This window comes from Pandoraea nosoerga, from assembly GCF_902459585.1.
GTDB lineage: Bacteria > Pseudomonadota > Gammaproteobacteria > Burkholderiales > Burkholderiaceae > Pandoraea > Pandoraea nosoerga.
This window is the reverse complement of sequence record NZ_CABPSC010000001.1, coordinates 268,722-283,331: the sequence shown is the minus strand read 5'-3', so window position 1 is coordinate 283,331 and position 14,610 is coordinate 268,722. Positions and strand designations below refer to the sequence as shown.

Annotated in this window: 12 protein-coding genes; 6 read left to right on the top strand and 6 right to left on the bottom strand. The window is 65.2% G+C overall.

Features of this window, described 5'->3' with window-relative positions:
* Nucleotides 1-171 precede the first annotated feature (171 nt).
* Together PNO31109_RS01240 and PNO31109_RS01235 are read left to right on the top strand one after the other, a co-directional pair.
* Nucleotides 172-1,980 (top strand): Na/Pi cotransporter family protein, encoded by a 1,809-nt coding sequence (locus PNO31109_RS01240; RefSeq protein ID WP_150553814.1) that lies wholly within the window; start codon nucleotides 172-174, stop codon nucleotides 1,978-1,980.
* Nucleotides 1,940-2,488: a phosphonate degradation HD-domain oxygenase gene (locus PNO31109_RS01235; RefSeq protein ID WP_150553813.1), complete on the top strand. Its 549-nt coding sequence runs from the start codon at nucleotides 1,940-1,942 to the stop codon at nucleotides 2,486-2,488. Before PNO31109_RS01240 ends, PNO31109_RS01235 begins: the two co-directional genes overlap by 41 nt.
* Before the next feature lie 80 nt (nucleotides 2,489-2,568).
* On the opposite strand, the gene PNO31109_RS01230 is transcribed toward PNO31109_RS01235, so the two are convergent.
* The 6 genes from PNO31109_RS01230 to uvrA form a co-directional block, all read right to left on the bottom strand.
* A complete protein-coding gene (locus tag PNO31109_RS01230; protein WP_150553812.1) occupies nucleotides 2,569-3,564 on the bottom strand; it encodes a hypothetical protein in 996 nt (331 codons plus the stop codon).
* Nucleotides 3,565-3,748: 184 nt separating this feature from the next.
* Entirely contained in the window at nucleotides 3,749-4,147 is a 399-nt protein-coding gene (locus PNO31109_RS01225) for a RidA family protein (RefSeq protein ID WP_150553811.1), read from the bottom strand.
* Nucleotides 4,144-5,124 carry a threo-3-hydroxy-L-aspartate ammonia-lyase gene (locus tag PNO31109_RS01220; protein WP_150553810.1) on the bottom strand — a complete coding sequence of 327 codons (981 nt, stop codon included), beginning with the start codon at nucleotides 5,122-5,124 and terminating at the stop codon, nucleotides 4,144-4,146. The genes PNO31109_RS01225 and PNO31109_RS01220 overlap by 4 nt, the downstream gene beginning before the upstream one ends.
* Nucleotides 5,121-5,849, bottom strand: coding sequence for a helix-turn-helix transcriptional regulator (locus tag PNO31109_RS01215; RefSeq protein ID WP_150553809.1), 729 nt, complete (start codon nucleotides 5,847-5,849; stop codon nucleotides 5,121-5,123). Before PNO31109_RS01215 ends, PNO31109_RS01220 begins: the two co-directional genes overlap by 4 nt.
* Nucleotides 5,850-5,991: 142 nt before the next feature.
* Nucleotides 5,992-7,020 (bottom strand): AI-2E family transporter, encoded by a 1,029-nt coding sequence (locus PNO31109_RS01210; RefSeq protein WP_150553808.1) that lies wholly within the window; start codon nucleotides 7,018-7,020, stop codon nucleotides 5,992-5,994.
* Between the two features lie 116 nt (nucleotides 7,021-7,136).
* Complete coding sequence (uvrA, locus tag PNO31109_RS01205) at nucleotides 7,137-10,001, bottom strand: excinuclease ABC subunit UvrA (protein WP_150553807.1); 2,865 nt, start codon at nucleotides 9,999-10,001, stop codon at nucleotides 7,137-7,139.
* A 491-nt stretch (nucleotides 10,002-10,492) separates the two neighbouring features.
* On the opposite strand from uvrA, the gene PNO31109_RS01200 reads away from it, so the two are divergent.
* From PNO31109_RS01200 to PNO31109_RS01185, 4 genes are all read left to right on the top strand, one after another.
* On the top strand, nucleotides 10,493-11,656 hold the full coding sequence (locus tag PNO31109_RS01200; RefSeq protein ID WP_150553806.1) for an MFS transporter: 1,164 nt from the start codon (nucleotides 10,493-10,495) through the stop codon (nucleotides 11,654-11,656).
* Between the two features lie 30 nt (nucleotides 11,657-11,686).
* A complete protein-coding gene (locus PNO31109_RS01195) occupies nucleotides 11,687-12,181 on the top strand; it encodes a single-stranded DNA-binding protein (protein ID WP_150553805.1) in 495 nt (164 codons plus the stop codon).
* 143 nt (nucleotides 12,182-12,324) lie between these two features.
* Nucleotides 12,325-12,984 carry a GntR family transcriptional regulator gene (locus PNO31109_RS01190; protein WP_150553804.1) on the top strand — a complete coding sequence of 220 codons (660 nt, stop codon included), beginning with the start codon at nucleotides 12,325-12,327 and terminating at the stop codon, nucleotides 12,982-12,984.
* 455 nt (nucleotides 12,985-13,439) lie between these two features.
* The gene (locus PNO31109_RS01185; protein WP_150553803.1) at nucleotides 13,440-14,507 is read left to right on the top strand and encodes a TauD/TfdA family dioxygenase; all 1,068 of its coding nucleotides are present in this window, start codon (nucleotides 13,440-13,442) and stop codon (nucleotides 14,505-14,507) included.
* Nucleotides 14,508-14,610 lie beyond the last annotated feature (103 nt).

The following is a 14,610-nucleotide window of genomic DNA, read 5'->3' as shown; positions in this document are numbered from 1 at the left end:
TTGGTGTACGGTGTACCGATTGGGGATGCGCATGACGCGTGAACTTCATACGGATCCCGACGCCAGTGTAGGGCTGACGCGGGATGCCGGTATGGCAAACCAGTGGGCGCGTCATGCTGGCGGCGCGCCGCGCTGCCTGTCCCGTCGACAACAAGATCACGGAACACTGGCATGCTGACACTGCTCAACCTTCTCTCCGGGGTGGCGATGCTGATCTGGGGTACGCATATCGTGCGTACCGGAGTCCTGCGCGTCTACGGCGCCGATTTGCGCCGCATTCTCTCCCACAGCATTTCGAACCGCTTTCTCGCGTTCGCCGCCGGTGTGCTCGTCACGGGCTTGGTGCAGAGCAGCAACGCGACGGCGCTCATCGTGTCGTCGTTTGGCGCGCAGGGGCTCATCGCGCTGGCGCCTGCGCTATCGATCATGCTCGGCGCTGACGTCGGCACTGCGCTCATGGCGCGAGTCCTCACGTTCGACCTGCATTGGCTCTCGCCGCTGCTGATTTTCTTCGGTGTCATTTTTTTCCTGTCGCGCAAGCAGACCCGCGCGGGCCAGCTCGGACGCGTCTGCATCGGGCTGGGCCTGATCATTCTCGCGTTGCAGCTGATCGTGGCGGCGACCACGCCGATGACCGAGGCCGCCGGCGTCAAGGTGCTGTTCGGTTCGCTCACCGGCGACGTCATGCTCGACACGCTGATCGGCGCCCTGTTCGCGATGATCTCCTACTCGAGTCTGGCGGCGGTGCTGCTGACAGCCACGCTCGCATCCTCGGGGGTGATCTCGCTCAAGGTCGCACTGTGTCTCGTGATCGGCGCGAACCTCGGCAGCGGCATGCTGGCCATGCTCACCTCGGCCGGTCAGAACGCCGCCGGGCGTCGCGTGGTGTTCGGCAGCCTGCTCTTCAAGCTGATCGGCTGCCTGCTCGTGCTGCCGTTCGTCGACTACGCGCCGCGGCTCGTCAACTGGATCTCGGACGCGCCGGCGCAAGCCGTCGTCAACTTCCATGTGCTGTACAACCTCGTCCGCTGCGTGGTGTTTCTGGCGTTTACCGAACCGATGGCGCGTCTGTGCGTGAGGCTGCTTGCGGAAAAGCCGGAGGCGGACGGGGCGTTGCGCCCGCGCCACCTGGACGAGAGCGCACTCGAGATGCCGTCGCTCGCGCTGGCCAACGCCACGCGCGAGACGCTGCGCATGGGAGACATCGTCGAGCAGATGCTCAACGGTCTGCTGAACGTGATTCGAAGCAACGACGTGGTGCAGGCGCGCGAGACGCGCCGGCTCGACGACGACGTCGATCATCTCTACACCGCGGTCAAGATGTACCTCACGCGCGTCTCGCGCGAAAACCTGAGCGAGCAGGACAGTCGCCGGTGGACGGACATCATCTCGCTCACGATCAACCTCGAGCATGCGGGCGACATCATCGAGCGCATGGTGACGGAGGTCGAGGAGAAGAAGATTTCGCACAAACTGTCGTTCTCAGAGGCCGGTTTGCAGGAAATCTGCGACATGCATGCACGGCTCGTGGCAAACCTGCAACTCGGCTTGTCGGTGTTTCTGAACACCGACCTGAAGAGCGCGCAGCGGCTCATGGCCGAGAAGGAGAGTTTCCGGGATCTCGAGCGCGCGTATTCCTACACGCACCTGAATCGTCTGGCCGGGCAGTCGGTGCAGAGTATCGAGACGAGCTCGCTGCATCTGGACATCATCAGCGACATGAAGCGGCTCAATTCGCTGTTCTGCTCGACGGCGTACCCGGTGCTCGACGATGCGGGCGCGTTGCGCAAGAGCCGCATGCGCGACAAGCCGAAGGAAACGAAGGAGATGAAGGACGCCAAGGCGCTCAAGGAAACGAAGGCGTCGAAGCTGGCGGCGCTTGCCGATGTCGCGACGGCCGCCGCCCCTGGTTCGCGCGACGACAACGAGAGTTCTCAAGATGGCTCTGAGCCTGCCGGACATCCGCACGCTGTTCGATAAATTCGGTTCGCTCGCCTACAGCGGCGAGCCTGTCACCCAGCTGGAGCACGCGCTGCAATGCGGCGCGCTTGCCGAGAGCGAGGGCGCCGACGAGGCGCTCGTCGCGGCCAGCTTCCTCCATGATCTCGGCCATCTGCTCAACCTGCAGGGCGACACGCCCACCGAGCGGGGCATCGACGATCTGCATCAATATTTCGCGTTGCCTTTCCTGCGGCCGCTGTTCGACGACGCCGTGCTGGAACCGATCCGGCTGCACGTGGACGCGAAGCGCTGCCTGTGCGCGGTCGACCCCGAGTACTATGGCCAGCTCTCGGCGGACTCCGTGCGCAGTCTTGCGTTGCAGGGCGGCGTGTTCAGCGACGAAGAGGCAAGGACGTTCCTGGCGCGTGAGCATGCCGGGGCCGCGCTGCGGCTGCGCCGATGGGACGATCGCGCCAAGCTGGCGGGCATGGCCACGCCGCCGCTCGATCACTACATGAGAGTGCTCGAGCGCGTGACGATCCAGTGATCGCCGCCGAAAGGAAGCCAAAAGACGAAGCCGCGCCGGGATGTACCAGCGCGGCTTTTTTTTGAGCGCTCCTGGGCGGCTCAGCGCGGCAGACGTGCCCGCCAGCTTGCGGGCAGCAAGCGAAGCACGGCGTTGCGCGACGGTTGCCAGAACACCGAGAGCAACAGCAGCACGCCGCCCACGACGATGGCGGCCATCGACATGGAGTGGTCGGGCGGCAGACTGGCGTCGTCGCCGTGCGGGGAGATGCCGATCACCATTTTCAGGATGGCGCTCAGCAGGTAGAGCAGCGAGGAAAGCATGAGCGCCCTGCGGTCGATCACCAGCGAGACGACGGTGAGCAGCGCGAACACGGCGATGACCGCGCCCGGATGCTGGGGCGAGAGCGCCCAGAAGACCGGATGCGTGACCATGCACGCGGCGAGCAGGTGAAGCCAGAAGGCGACGTCGGAGCGAATGGTGGTGCGCCGGGGATCCTGCGCGTCCCAATGCAGCGCCCAGAGGAAGATCGCGAGGCCGGCGGCGACGGTGACGGCCAGCAGCCAGTCGCCGGCGTTGGCATCGAACACGAGCACGTGGACCCATACGGTGATCACGATGCCGGCGAGGCCCATGGCAATGACCACAGGCACACGGAAACGCCACCAGAAGAGCGCGGCGCCGATCGCGGTGCATGCGCAGGTGGCGACGAGCGTCCACCCGCTCATCGACGCTCGCATGTTGTCGTCGAAGCTCAGCAGGGATGCATTGCCGAAGCCGAGCAGCGCAACCGAAGTGACGAAGCTGAACGAGAACCACAGCGCGGGTAGCGTCATGCGGCGCCGACGCACGAAAATTTCGGAAAGTCCCCATGCAATGGCGGCCGAAATGAGCATTTGCAACCATGACGGCAGGCGGTCGGTGAACCACACGGTGCCGAACGAGAGCAGCCAGGAGGCAATGACGACGAAGATGTCGTTGAAGCTGGTGACGAGGCGCAGCGGCTCGTCGTCGATGCGTTGCTGCGGCGCGGCCGTGGCGGTCGATGCGTGGTGGCGGGCGTCGTGCGAGGGTGGCGCAGAGAGTGGTTTGGTCATTGACGTGGTCGTGGATGGGCGTGGTCGGCGTTCGTGGCTCGAAGTGTATCGCTCTGACGAGCCTTCGATTCCGGAAATCCCGCGCCGTCGTGGGTTTCCTCCCCAAAGTTGCCTCGTTTTGGGAAAAAACCCGCATCGGGCGAGGCGACGGCGCCCAAGCGGCGGGCGCCGCGCCGCTCGCCGCTCACCCCGCCAGCGCCGTCGCCTCGATTTCCACGGCCACGCCGTGGCTCAATGCCGGGACGGGAACGACGCAGCGCGCCGGCCTGGCGTCGCCGGCCCAGGCGGCATAGACCTCGTTGAACGGTCCCCAGTCGTCCGCGTTGGTGATGTACACGCGCACCTGCACGAGCCGGTCGATGCGCGTGCCGCACGCCGTGAGAATCTGCGCCACATTGTCGAGCGCCTGCCTGGCCTGTACCGCGAACGGCGCGCCCGCGAGGCGCTCGCCCTCCGGCGTGATCGGCAGTTGTCCCGACACGAACACGAAACCGTTCGCGCAGACGCCGTGCGAGTAATGCCCCCGCGGCGGCGGCAGCGTGGGGACGTTCACCGCCTCGATACCACGTTCCCGGGTGGTCATGCCGGCTCCCCGAGCGTGAGTCTGGCAAAGCGCGCCATATCGACGTTGCCGCCGGAGAGCACGATGCCCACGCGCTTGCCGCGCACGTCGAGCTGGCCTTGCAGCACCGCCGCCGCCGCCAGGCAGCCGGTCGGCTCGAGCACGATCTTCATGCGGCTCGCGAAGAACTGCATCGTCCGCACCAGTTCGTCGTCGGTCACCGTCAGAATGTCGTCGACGAGCGATCGGATCACCGGAAACGTGTATTCACCCAGATGCTGCGTCTGCGCACCATCCGCAATGGTGCGAGGCGTTTCGATGTGCACGATCCTGCCCGTGCGCAAGCTCTGCTGGCCGTCGTTGCCCGCCTGCGGCTCCACGCCGTAGATCTCGATATCGGGGTTGAGCGCGCGCGCGGCCACCGCGCTGCCCGAGAGCAGTCCGCCGCCGCCCAGGCAGACCACGAGCACGTCGAGTTCGCCGGCGTCCTCGATCAACTCCTTCGCGGCGGTGCCCTGACCGGCCATGACGTGCGGATGATCGTAGGGCGGAATCAGCGTCATGCCGCGCTCGGCGGCCAGTCGCTGCGCGAGCGCCTCGCGGTCTTCCCTGTAGCGATCGAACAGGATCACCTCGGCGCCGTAGCCGCGCGTGGCGTCGATCTTCATCTGCGGCGCGTCCTGGGGCATCAGGATGAGCGCCGGCACGCCGAGTTCCCGCGCGGACAGCGCGATCGCCTGCGCGTGGTTGCCGGACGAGAATGCCAGCACGCCGCCGCGCCGTTGCTCCGTTGTGAACTGCGAAATCGCGTTGTATGCGCCGCGAAACTTGAAGGCGCCCATGCGCTGGAGGTTCTCCGCCTTGAAGAACAGGTGCGCGCCGGTCATCGCGTCGGCGGTGCGCGACGTGAGCACGGGGGTACGATGCGCGGCCTCGCGGATGCGGTCGTGAGCGGCGGCGATGTCGCCATAGGTGATCGCCAGGGGGGGAGCAGTCATGATGAGCCCTTCGGGTCGGAGAGGTAGGTATAGACGGTCGATCGCGCCACGCCCAGTGTGCGCGCCACTTCCGCGTGGGCCTGGCGCAAGTCGAGCAGGCCGCGCGCCTCGAGCACGCGGATGACGTCGCGGCGCTGCGCGAGCGTGAGGCCCGGCGGCGTGGTGTTGTGCCGCGCGGCGAACTCCGTGATGAGCGGGGCGATGTCGTCCAGACGTCGCGGGGCGAGCGTCTCGCGCACGGGCGCCGGCGCGGCATTCGCCACGTTGACCAGTTGCTGCACGCTGGCCGCGGCGGCTGCGAGCATCGAGACGTCCATGTTCAGGCAGATGGCCGCGACGTACTCCCCGGCGCTGTTCTTGAGCCCGATGGACGTGCTCTTGGCCGGGCGTCCGTCCGGAAACCGGTTCGCGTAGTTCGCAATGACTTCCGGGAACGCCGGGTCCGCAATGCGGGCCAGTCCCATTTCCGTGACGGCGTCGCCCGGCTGGCGGCCCGACAGGTTGTTGGCGATGGCGACGATCGCGTGGTCGGGATCGGTCAGGTCGTGCAAGACCACTTCGACGAGCGGCGCGAACGTCGCGCCGAGCGCCTCGACGATCTTGCGGCCTTCGCGCAGCAGCAGTGCGTTTTCTTCGAGCGGCCTCGTGGCGCTCACGCCCGATGCGGTGCGCGTGGCGGCGGGTCCGACGGCTTGGGGCGGTTTGGCTGATCTGGTGGAAGTCATGCGTTGACATTATGTCATTGAGTGACGGAATGTCAAATTTCGACGGGTTCATGACGGCCCTGCGAATTCGGCATGTCAGGAAGGGGGGCTGCGCTCAGGATGGGCGCAGAAGAAGCGCGGCGCGGTATTCGCGCCGCTGCTGTCAGACGAGCTGTTTCTCGGCCAGTTCGCTCTTGAGATAGCCGTAGTAAATGGGCGCGGCGATGAGTCCGGGCAGTCCGAATGCCGCCTCCATCAGAATCATCGCCAACAACAGCTCCCACGCACGCGACTGAATCTGCGTGCCCACGATGCGTGCGTTCAGGAAGTACTCCAGCTTGTGAATGATGATCAGGAACGTGAGCGCCGCGATGGCCACGTACAGCGACACCGACAGGCCGAGCACCACGATGAACGTGTTCGAGATGAGGTTGCCGATGACCGGCAGCAGTCCGACGACGAACGTCACCACGATCATCGTCTTGCGCAACGGCAGATGAACGCCGAACATCGGCAGCACCGCGAGCAGGAAGATGCCGGTGAAGAGCGTGTTGATGGCCGAAATCTTCACCTGGGCAAACACGATGCGGCGAAAGGCGTCGCCAAAGCGGGTCACGCGCCGCGTGAGCGCGGCGGCGAGCGGACGCATGTGCTGCACCGGCCGCACCGACGAGAGCGCGACCAGCGCACCGAGCACCAGTCCCACAATGATGTGGACCATGGCGTTCAGCGCTTCCTTGCCCACGAGCGACATTTCCTGCGTGTGGTCCTTGAGGTATTCGGTCACGGCCTGATGAATGTCGTCGCTGTCGGCGGGCAATCGCGCCGTCAGCCACACCGGCAACTGCGCACGGGCCTGTTCGACCACGTCCATCATGCGGGTATTGAGGTGTTCGAGGTGCCCCGCATCGCTGCGAAAGAAAGTCAGAATGCCGAAGATGAGGGCGGTCATCAGCGCGACGATCACGGCCGAGAGCAGCGCTACGGCCACCAGCCGCGCGCGCTCGCTCGAGATGCGCAGTTGCAGGCGCGGCCCGAGCACGTGGACGAGCTGGTAGACCACCATGCCCGAGAGCACGGCAGAGAGCAGGTGCACACTGAGAATCAGCCAGAGCGCCACGGCCGCGAAGACGTAGCTCGCCAGTTCGGTCCAGAACTCCCGGTTCGGATTCCAGCCAGAGCGCGGTTCCATGCAATGACGTCCTTGAAAGAAAACATCGTCCAGCCAGGCGGCGTGCGCGGCGTGCCGAACCCGCACTGCCTGCGCCGGACGTGCGGTGTTACACGATCTCGTGCATCCTCAGGCGTTCATTTGCCGCGTGCGAGCAGCGGCGCGAGATACTTGCCGGTGAAGCTCGCCTTGTTGGCGGCGACCTGCTCGGGCGTGCCCTGCGCAATGATCTGCCCGCCGCCCGCGCCGCCCTCCGGTCCGAGGTCGATCACCCAGTCCGCGGTTTTGATCACGTCGAGATTGTGCTCGATGATGACCACCGTGTTGCCCTGGTCGCGCAGGCGGTGAATCACCGTGAGCAGCAGTTCGATGTCGTGAAAATGCAGGCCGGTGGTCGGTTCGTCAAGGATATACAGCGTGCGACCCGTGTCGCGCTTGGAGAGCTCCAGCGAGAGCTTCACGCGCTGCGCTTCGCCGCCGGAGAGCGTGGTCGCAGACTGGCCGAGGCGAATGTAGCCCAGCCCCACGTCGAGCAGCGTCCTGAGCTTGCGCGCCACCACTGGCACCGGCTTGAAGAACTCGTGTGCCTGCTCGACCGTCATGTCGAGCACCTCGGAGATGTTGCGCCCCTTGTATTGCACCTCGAGCGTTTCGCGGTTGTAGCGCTTGCCGTGGCAGACGTCGCAAGGCACGTAGACGTCCGGCAGGAAGTGCATTTCGACCTTGATCACGCCGTCGCCCTGGCACGCCTCGCAGCGCCCGCCCTTCACGTTGAACGAGAAGCGGCCCGGATCGTAGCCGCGCTCCTTGGCGGTCGGCACGCCGGCGAACAGTTCGCGGATCGGCGTGAACACGCCCGTATACGTGGCCGGGTTCGAGCGCGGCGTGCGGCCGATGGGCGACTGATCGACGTTGATGACCTTGTCGAAGTGTTCCAGCCCGTCGATCTGCTCGTATGGCGCCGGCTCGGCCGACGAGCCGTACAGATGACGCGCGACCGCGTGATACAGCGTGTCGTTGATCAGCGTGGACTTGCCGGACCCGGAGACGCCCGTCACGCATGTGAGCAGGCCGACCGGCAGGTCGAGATTGACGTGTCTGAGGTTGTTGCCCGTCGCGTCGACGATGCGCAGATAGTCCTCGCCCGGCGCATGGCGCTCGGCCGGGACTTCGATGCGCCGCGCGCCCGACAGGTACTGGCCGGTCAGCGACTCCGGCGCGCGCTCGATCTGCTCGGGGCTGCCCTGGGCGATCACCGTGCCGCCGTGCACGCCCGCGCCGAGCCCCATGTCGACGACGTAGTCGCTCGCGAGAATCATGTCCTCGTCGTGCTCGACCACGATCACCGAGTTGCCGAGATCGCGCAGATGCTTGAGCGTGCCGATCAGCCGATCGTTGTCGCGCTGGTGCAGCCCGATCGACGGCTCGTCGAGCACGTACATCACGCCCGTGAGGCCGGAGCCGATCTGCGAGGCCAGGCGGATGCGCTGCGCTTCGCCGCCCGAGAGCGTGTCGGCGCTGCGCTCGAGCGAGAGATAGTCGAGGCCGACGTTGTTCAGGAACGAGAGCCGCGCGACGATTTCCTTGACGATCTTGTCGGCAATCTCGCGCTTGGCGCCGTGCAGCACCAGCTCGTGGAAATAGCCGAGCGCTTCGCGCAGCGGCAGGTTGCCGATCTCGTAGATCGCCCGCGCCTGCGGGCCTTCGCCCACCTTGACGAAACGCGCTTCGCGGCGCAGCCGGCTGCCTTCGCAGTCGGGGCAGGCGCGGTTGTTCTGGTACTTGGCGAGCTCCTCGCGCACGGCCACGGAATCCGTCTCGCGATAGCGGCGCTCCAGATTCGGGATGATGCCTTCGAAAGCGTGCGAGCGCACCGACGTGCGGCCCTTCTCGTTCACGTAAGTGAACGGGATTTCCTGCTCGCCCGAGCCGTACAGCACGATCTTCTGCGTTGCCTCGGGCAACTCCTCGAAGGGGGTGTCGACATCGAAATCGTAGAACGCCGCGAGGCTTTGCAGCATCTGGAAGTAGAACTGGTTGCGGCGGTCCCAGCCCTTGATTGCACCGGACGCGAGCGACAGCGCGGGGAAGGCGACCACGCGCTTCGGATCGAAGAACGTCATCTGGCCGAGGCCGTCGCAGGTCGGGCAGGCGCCCATCGGGTTGTTGAACGAGAACAGGCGCGGCTCGAGCTCCTGTAACGCGTAGGAGCACACCGGGCACGCGAACTTCGAGCTGAAGACGTGTTCCCTGTCGGTGTCCATCTCGAGCGCGATGGCGCGGCCATCGGCCAGGCGCAGCGCTGTCTCGAACGATTCCGCCAGACGCTGCTTCAGTTCCGGGCGGACCTTCACGCGGTCGATCACCACGTCGATGGAATGTTTCTCGGTCTTCTTGAGCCTGGGCAGCGCGTCGATGTCGTATACGCGCGCCGTGCCCTCGTTGGCCGCACCGCCGCCCGAGCGAATGCGAAACCGCACGAAACCCTGCGCCTGCATCGATTCGAACAGATCGGCGTGCTCGCCCTTGCGGTCCACGACCACCGGCGCGAGGATCATCAGCCTGGTCTCCTCGGGCAGCGCGAGCACCGCATCGACCATCTGCGAGACGCTTTGCGATTCGAGCGGCAACCCGTGGTCGGGGCAGTACGGGGTGCCCACGCGAGCGTAGAGCAGGCGCAGGTAATCGTGAATCTCGGTGACCGTGCCGACCGTGGAGCGCGGGTTGTGCGACGTGGCTTTCTGTTCGATGGAGATGGCCGGCGACAGTCCCTCGATCAGGTCGACGTCGGGTTTCTCCATCAGTTGCAGAAACTGGCGCGCGTATGCGGACAGGCTCTCGACGTAGCGTCGCTGGCCTTCCGCGTAAAGCGTATCGAACGCCAGCGACGATTTGCCGGAGCCGGACAGGCCGGTGATCACCACGAGCTGGTGACGCGGCAGATCCAGATTGACGTTCTTGAGGTTGTGGGTACGGGCCCCACGAATACGAATGGTTTCCATTGACGGTTCCGGGTCGTCGCCGAGGAATCCGCGCGGCGAATTGTCGCGGGGCGGGTTCCGGCCCCCAAGCGCTCGAATTTCCCGGAACGTCGAGCCGCGTCGGCACGGCGTTGGCCGGGCGTCGACGCGGCAGGGCGGCGGGAGCGGTCGGGCGGGCCGCTGGGGGGAAATCCGGGCGGCTAAACCTGCTAATATACCTAAGTTTGATTGCCGGAGCTGAACCGTCTGGCGGGCCATCCGGAGCGGTACGCCGGCACCCGGTGCAGATGGGGCCGAACCGCCCGATTTCCAGAGGCTGGCGCCCCTCCTTCGCGCCTTCGGCGGCAGGAACGCCAGACATCGGGCGCTATCCGGGCGCTATCCGGGCGCTATCCGGGCGACTCCGGGACAGCAAGCGGTTTTTTCCTGCCATTTCCATCCCTCAGGACGTAATGTCTATCGATTCCGTGACTTCCGCTTCCCCTGCCACGACGCGCGGCCGAGGTGGCCGCATGACCCCGCTAGAAGTGCGCGCCAGCGCGTCGCTCGCGGGGATTTTTGCGCTTCGCATGCTCGGATTGTTCCTGATCATGCCGGTGTTCTCGGTATTCGCGCAGACGATCCCGGGCGGCAACAATACGTTCCTCGTCGGGCTGGCCATCGGCATTTACGGTCTGACGCAGTCGCTGCTCTACATTCCTTACGGCTGGGCGTCGGACCGCCTGGGCCGCAAGCCGGTGATCGTCTTCGGGCTGATCGTATTCGCGCTCGGCTCGCTCATCGCCGCCATGGCGCACGATCTGACGTGGATCATCGTCGGCCGGGCGGTGCAGGGCGCGGGCGCGATCTCGTCGGCGGTGATGGCCTGCGTGGCCGATCTGACGAGCGACGCCAACCGGACCAAGGCGATGGCGATGATCGGCGGGAGCATCGGCGTGTCGTTTGCGGTGGCCATCGTATGTGCGCCGTTCCTGTATCACTGGCTGGGCATGAGCGGGCTTTTTTCGGCGATCGGCATTCTGGCCGTCCTGGCGATTTTCGTTGTGCTGTGGGTCGTGCCCGCGCCGCCCCCGCATGCGCCGGCCGGTCCGGCACCGTTTTCCGAAGTGCTGCACAACCCGGAGCTGCTGCGCCTGAATTTCGGCGTGTTCGTGCTGCATGCCACGCAGACGGCGCTTTTCGTGGCGATGCCGCGCATGCTGGTGGCGGCCGGCTTGCCGGTGGCGCAGCATTGGGAGATCTATCTACCCGTGATGGGGTTGTCGTTCGTGGCGATGGTGCCGGCCATCATCGCCGCTGAAAAGCGTGGAAAAATGAAGGCGGTGCTGCTCTCGGCGATTGCGCTGGTGGCGGCGGCGCAGGTGGCCCTCGGCGGGCTGCCGCCGACGGTCGGCGTGATCGCGGTGGTGCTTTTCGTCTACTTCCTCGGCTTCAATGTGCTCGAGGCGTCGCAGCCGTCGCTGGTGTCGAAGCTGGCCCCGGGGCAGCGCAAGGGCGCGGCCGTGGGCGTCTACAATACGACGCAGGCGCTCGGGCTGTTCTGCGGTGGTGCGCTAGGGGGTTATCTGATGACCCACTACGGTCAAAACGCAATATTCGCCGCCTGCGCGGCGGGGGCATTCGTGTGGCTTATAATCGCCGCACCGATGAGGACGCCAGCGCCTCGTCAGTCCTGAACGGATTTCAGCAATACCGGAGAAAGATTCATGGCATCAGTCAACAAAGTCATTTTGGTCGGCAATCTCGGCGCCGACCCCGAAGTCCGCTACATGCCGAGCGGCGATGCGGTCGCGAACATCCGTCTGGCGACGACCGATCGTTACAAGGACAAGCAGAGCGGCGAATTCAAGGAGATGACGGAGTGGCACCGCGTGTCGTTCTTCGGTCGTCTGGCCGAGATTGTCAACGAATACCTGAAGAAGGGTTCGTCGGTGTACATCGAAGGCCGCATCCGCACGCGCAAGTACCAGGCGCAGGACGGCACGGACCGTTACAGCACGGAAATCGTGGCTGACCAGATGCAGATGCTCGGCGGCCGCAGCAGCGGCGGCGAAGGCGGTGGCGGTGGCGGTTACTCGCGGGGCGGCGGCGACGAAGGTGGCGGTGGCTATTCGCGCGGCGGCGGCGGCGGTGGCCGCCAGCAAGCGCCGGCCAAGCCGTCCGGCGGCTTCGACGACATGGACGACGATATTCCGTTCTAACGCGATCTTCGCGCGCAACGAACGAAAGCCCGCCCCCTTTGGGTTGCGGGCTTTTTTGTATCTTCCGAAAAAGTATACGGAAGTCGTGAATTGTATAATTCACGCGTCGTCCACCTCACTCCGATCCGCCGTCTTCCGTGACCATGAACGACGTTCCTCTCCTCTCCACCGTCGAGCGCGCCTACGAAGAAATTCGCCGGCAGATCCTGTCCGGCGAATTGCCGGAAGGCGCGCCCATTCGGCAGGATGACGTCGCGGCCAAAATCGGCGTGAGCAAGATCCCCGTGCGCGAAGCGCTCATGCGTCTGCAATCCGAGGGATGGGTGACACTCAAGCGCAACGCCGGTGCATTCGTCACACCGCTCACCGCAAGCGACTGCGTGGAGATGCTCGATCTGCGCATCGCGCTCGAATGCCGCGCGCTCGAGATCGCCGTGCCGAACATGGCGCCCAGCGACCTCGCACTTGCCGAACACCTGCTCAAGCGCTACGAGAAGGCCGACACCCCGCAGTCCTGGAGCGAGCTCAATCTCGCCTTTCACCAGGCGCTCTACGCTCCGGCGAACCGGCCGCGCCTGGTCGCCACCGCGCAGGCCGCGCAGGAGCGCATGGGGCGCTTTCTGCGCGCTCACCTCCTCGCCGTCAACGATCATCAGCGCTCCTACGACGAGCACGTCGCCATCCATCAGGCATGCACGGCCGGCGACACGAAGACGGCTGTGCGTCTGCTTCGCAAACACCTCGAGCAAACCCAACGCGAAGTGATGGCCTATTTCCGTCTGACCGGCAAGACATACGCCTGATCACACAGCTCGCGCCGGTCGCTCGCCTTCGCATTCTCATGCGGGCCTCGGCGGCCTCGCGTTCCACCGCCGTCTCTTCCGGAAGCGCGGGCCGTCCAGCACGAGAGCGAGGCGTTGTTCTCGCCAAATCGTATACGAAAATAATAAATAATATACGTAGACAATTTTGTTCGCGTATAGTCGAGTCGACCGGGAGTCCACGTACCCGGGGGTTAGGGTCGTCCCGCGCGGGATTTCAGACCCGCGATTCGCGCCGTCCAGCCCGCCGGGCAAGGCGTTGCGAGCCGTCATGCCGTTGCGCAAACAAGCTTCGCGAGCCTGTTGTTTTCCGAGGCTAGGACTTTCCCTGATTGGACGCCGCTCCCGATTGTCGGACTTCAAAAGATGGGTGTAACGTCTTTACATGTATATACAACGTAAGGCGTACTGCTCATCACATCTATCAGGAGGATTTCATGGCCGAGTCGCAGAGTCTGCAAGGCGCGTGTGTTTGGCGAGGGACCGAAATGGTCAATCACGATCGTTGGGTCAAGACATTCCCGCCGATCGTGCTCGAGCAAATCGACGCTGCGCTGGACGCAACGAAGGACATCGACTGGCGCAACGTCAACCGGCATAACTTCCCGCTGCCGGATGCGGCTGCTTTCTTCGACGACGTGCGCGAAGAGCTGGAAAACGGCTCGGGCATGGTCAAGATCCGCGGCCTCGACGTCACGCGCTACAGCGTGGAGCAACTGCGCCGCATGTGGTTCGCGCTGGGCGCGCATCTGGGCACGCCGATGTTCCAGAATCGCCGCGGCGAGGTCATGCGCGAGATCAAGGACGAAGGCATGGGCGTCGGCGCCCGGCTTTACGGCGCGACAGTCGACAGCGCCGGCAAGCCGTTTCTGTCCTCGGGCGCACGCACGCTCTCGCCGGGTCAACTGCGCTTTCACACCGATCGTTGCGACGTGGTGGGCCTGCTGTGCGTGCGCCAGGCGTCCGAAGGCGGCGTGAGCAAGCTCGCGAGCAGTGCGACGGTGTACAACGAAATTCTCGCGCGCCGCCCGGACCTGCACGCGCTGCTGTGCAAGCCGATTCCGCGCAGCCGTTTCGGCGAGGAGGCGGGCGGCGAGCATATCGCTTACGATTTACCGATTTTCGGCGTGCGCGACGGCAAGCTCACGAGTCATTTCTCGCTGACCTACATCGAGAACGCGCAGATGCTGCCCGGCGTGCGCAAGCTCTCCGAAGCCGAACACGAAGCCATTCAAATGCTCATGGCCGTGGCCGAAGAGCAATGCTTCGAGATGCGCTTCGCACCGGGCGACATCCAACTGCTGAACAATCACATCGTCTATCACGGCCGCACGGCGTTCAAGGACGACGCGACGACCGGCCAGGACCGCATGCTCATGCGGCTGTGGCTGTCGATGCCGAACTCGCGCGCACTGCCGGAAGATCACGCGGTGCTCTGGGGCGACGTCGAGTCGGGCAGGCCGCGCGGCGGCATCGCGCAACCGGCGGCGGCGCTGCCGGACTGATCGCCCCGAAGCAACGCCGGCGCGCGTGGCGTGAATGTCGCGCGCGCTTTGGCAAATTCACAGTAACGTAGCGGTGCCGCGACGCGGCGAAATCCCGAGCGCG

Coding starts and splice junctions, on each gene's coding strand:
- PNO31109_RS01215 (WP_150553809.1), bottom strand. CDS start 5,849: ATGACTTCCACCAGATCAGCCAAACCGCCCCAAGCCGTCGGACCCGCC.
- uvrA (WP_150553807.1), bottom strand. CDS start 10,001: ATGGAAACCATTCGTATTCGTGGGGCCCGTACCCACAACCTCAAGAAC.
- PNO31109_RS01230 (WP_150553812.1), bottom strand. CDS start 3,564: ATGACCAAACCACTCTCTGCGCCACCCTCGCACGACGCCCGCCACCAC.
- PNO31109_RS01235 (WP_150553813.1), top strand. CDS start 1,940: ATGGCTCTGAGCCTGCCGGACATCCGCACGCTGTTCGATAAATTCGGT.
- PNO31109_RS01240 (WP_150553814.1), top strand. CDS start 172: ATGCTGACACTGCTCAACCTTCTCTCCGGGGTGGCGATGCTGATCTGG.
- PNO31109_RS01195 (WP_150553805.1), top strand. CDS start 11,687: ATGGCATCAGTCAACAAAGTCATTTTGGTCGGCAATCTCGGCGCCGAC.
- PNO31109_RS01225 (WP_150553811.1), bottom strand. CDS start 4,147: ATGACCACCCGGGAACGTGGTATCGAGGCGGTGAACGTCCCCACGCTG.
- PNO31109_RS01220 (WP_150553810.1), bottom strand. CDS start 5,124: ATGACTGCTCCCCCCCTGGCGATCACCTATGGCGACATCGCCGCCGCT.
- PNO31109_RS01200 (WP_150553806.1), top strand. CDS start 10,493: ATGACCCCGCTAGAAGTGCGCGCCAGCGCGTCGCTCGCGGGGATTTTT.
- PNO31109_RS01210 (WP_150553808.1), bottom strand. CDS start 7,020: ATGGAACCGCGCTCTGGCTGGAATCCGAACCGGGAGTTCTGGACCGAA.
- PNO31109_RS01190 (WP_150553804.1), top strand. CDS start 12,325: ATGAACGACGTTCCTCTCCTCTCCACCGTCGAGCGCGCCTACGAAGAA.
- PNO31109_RS01185 (WP_150553803.1), top strand. CDS start 13,440: ATGGCCGAGTCGCAGAGTCTGCAAGGCGCGTGTGTTTGGCGAGGGACC.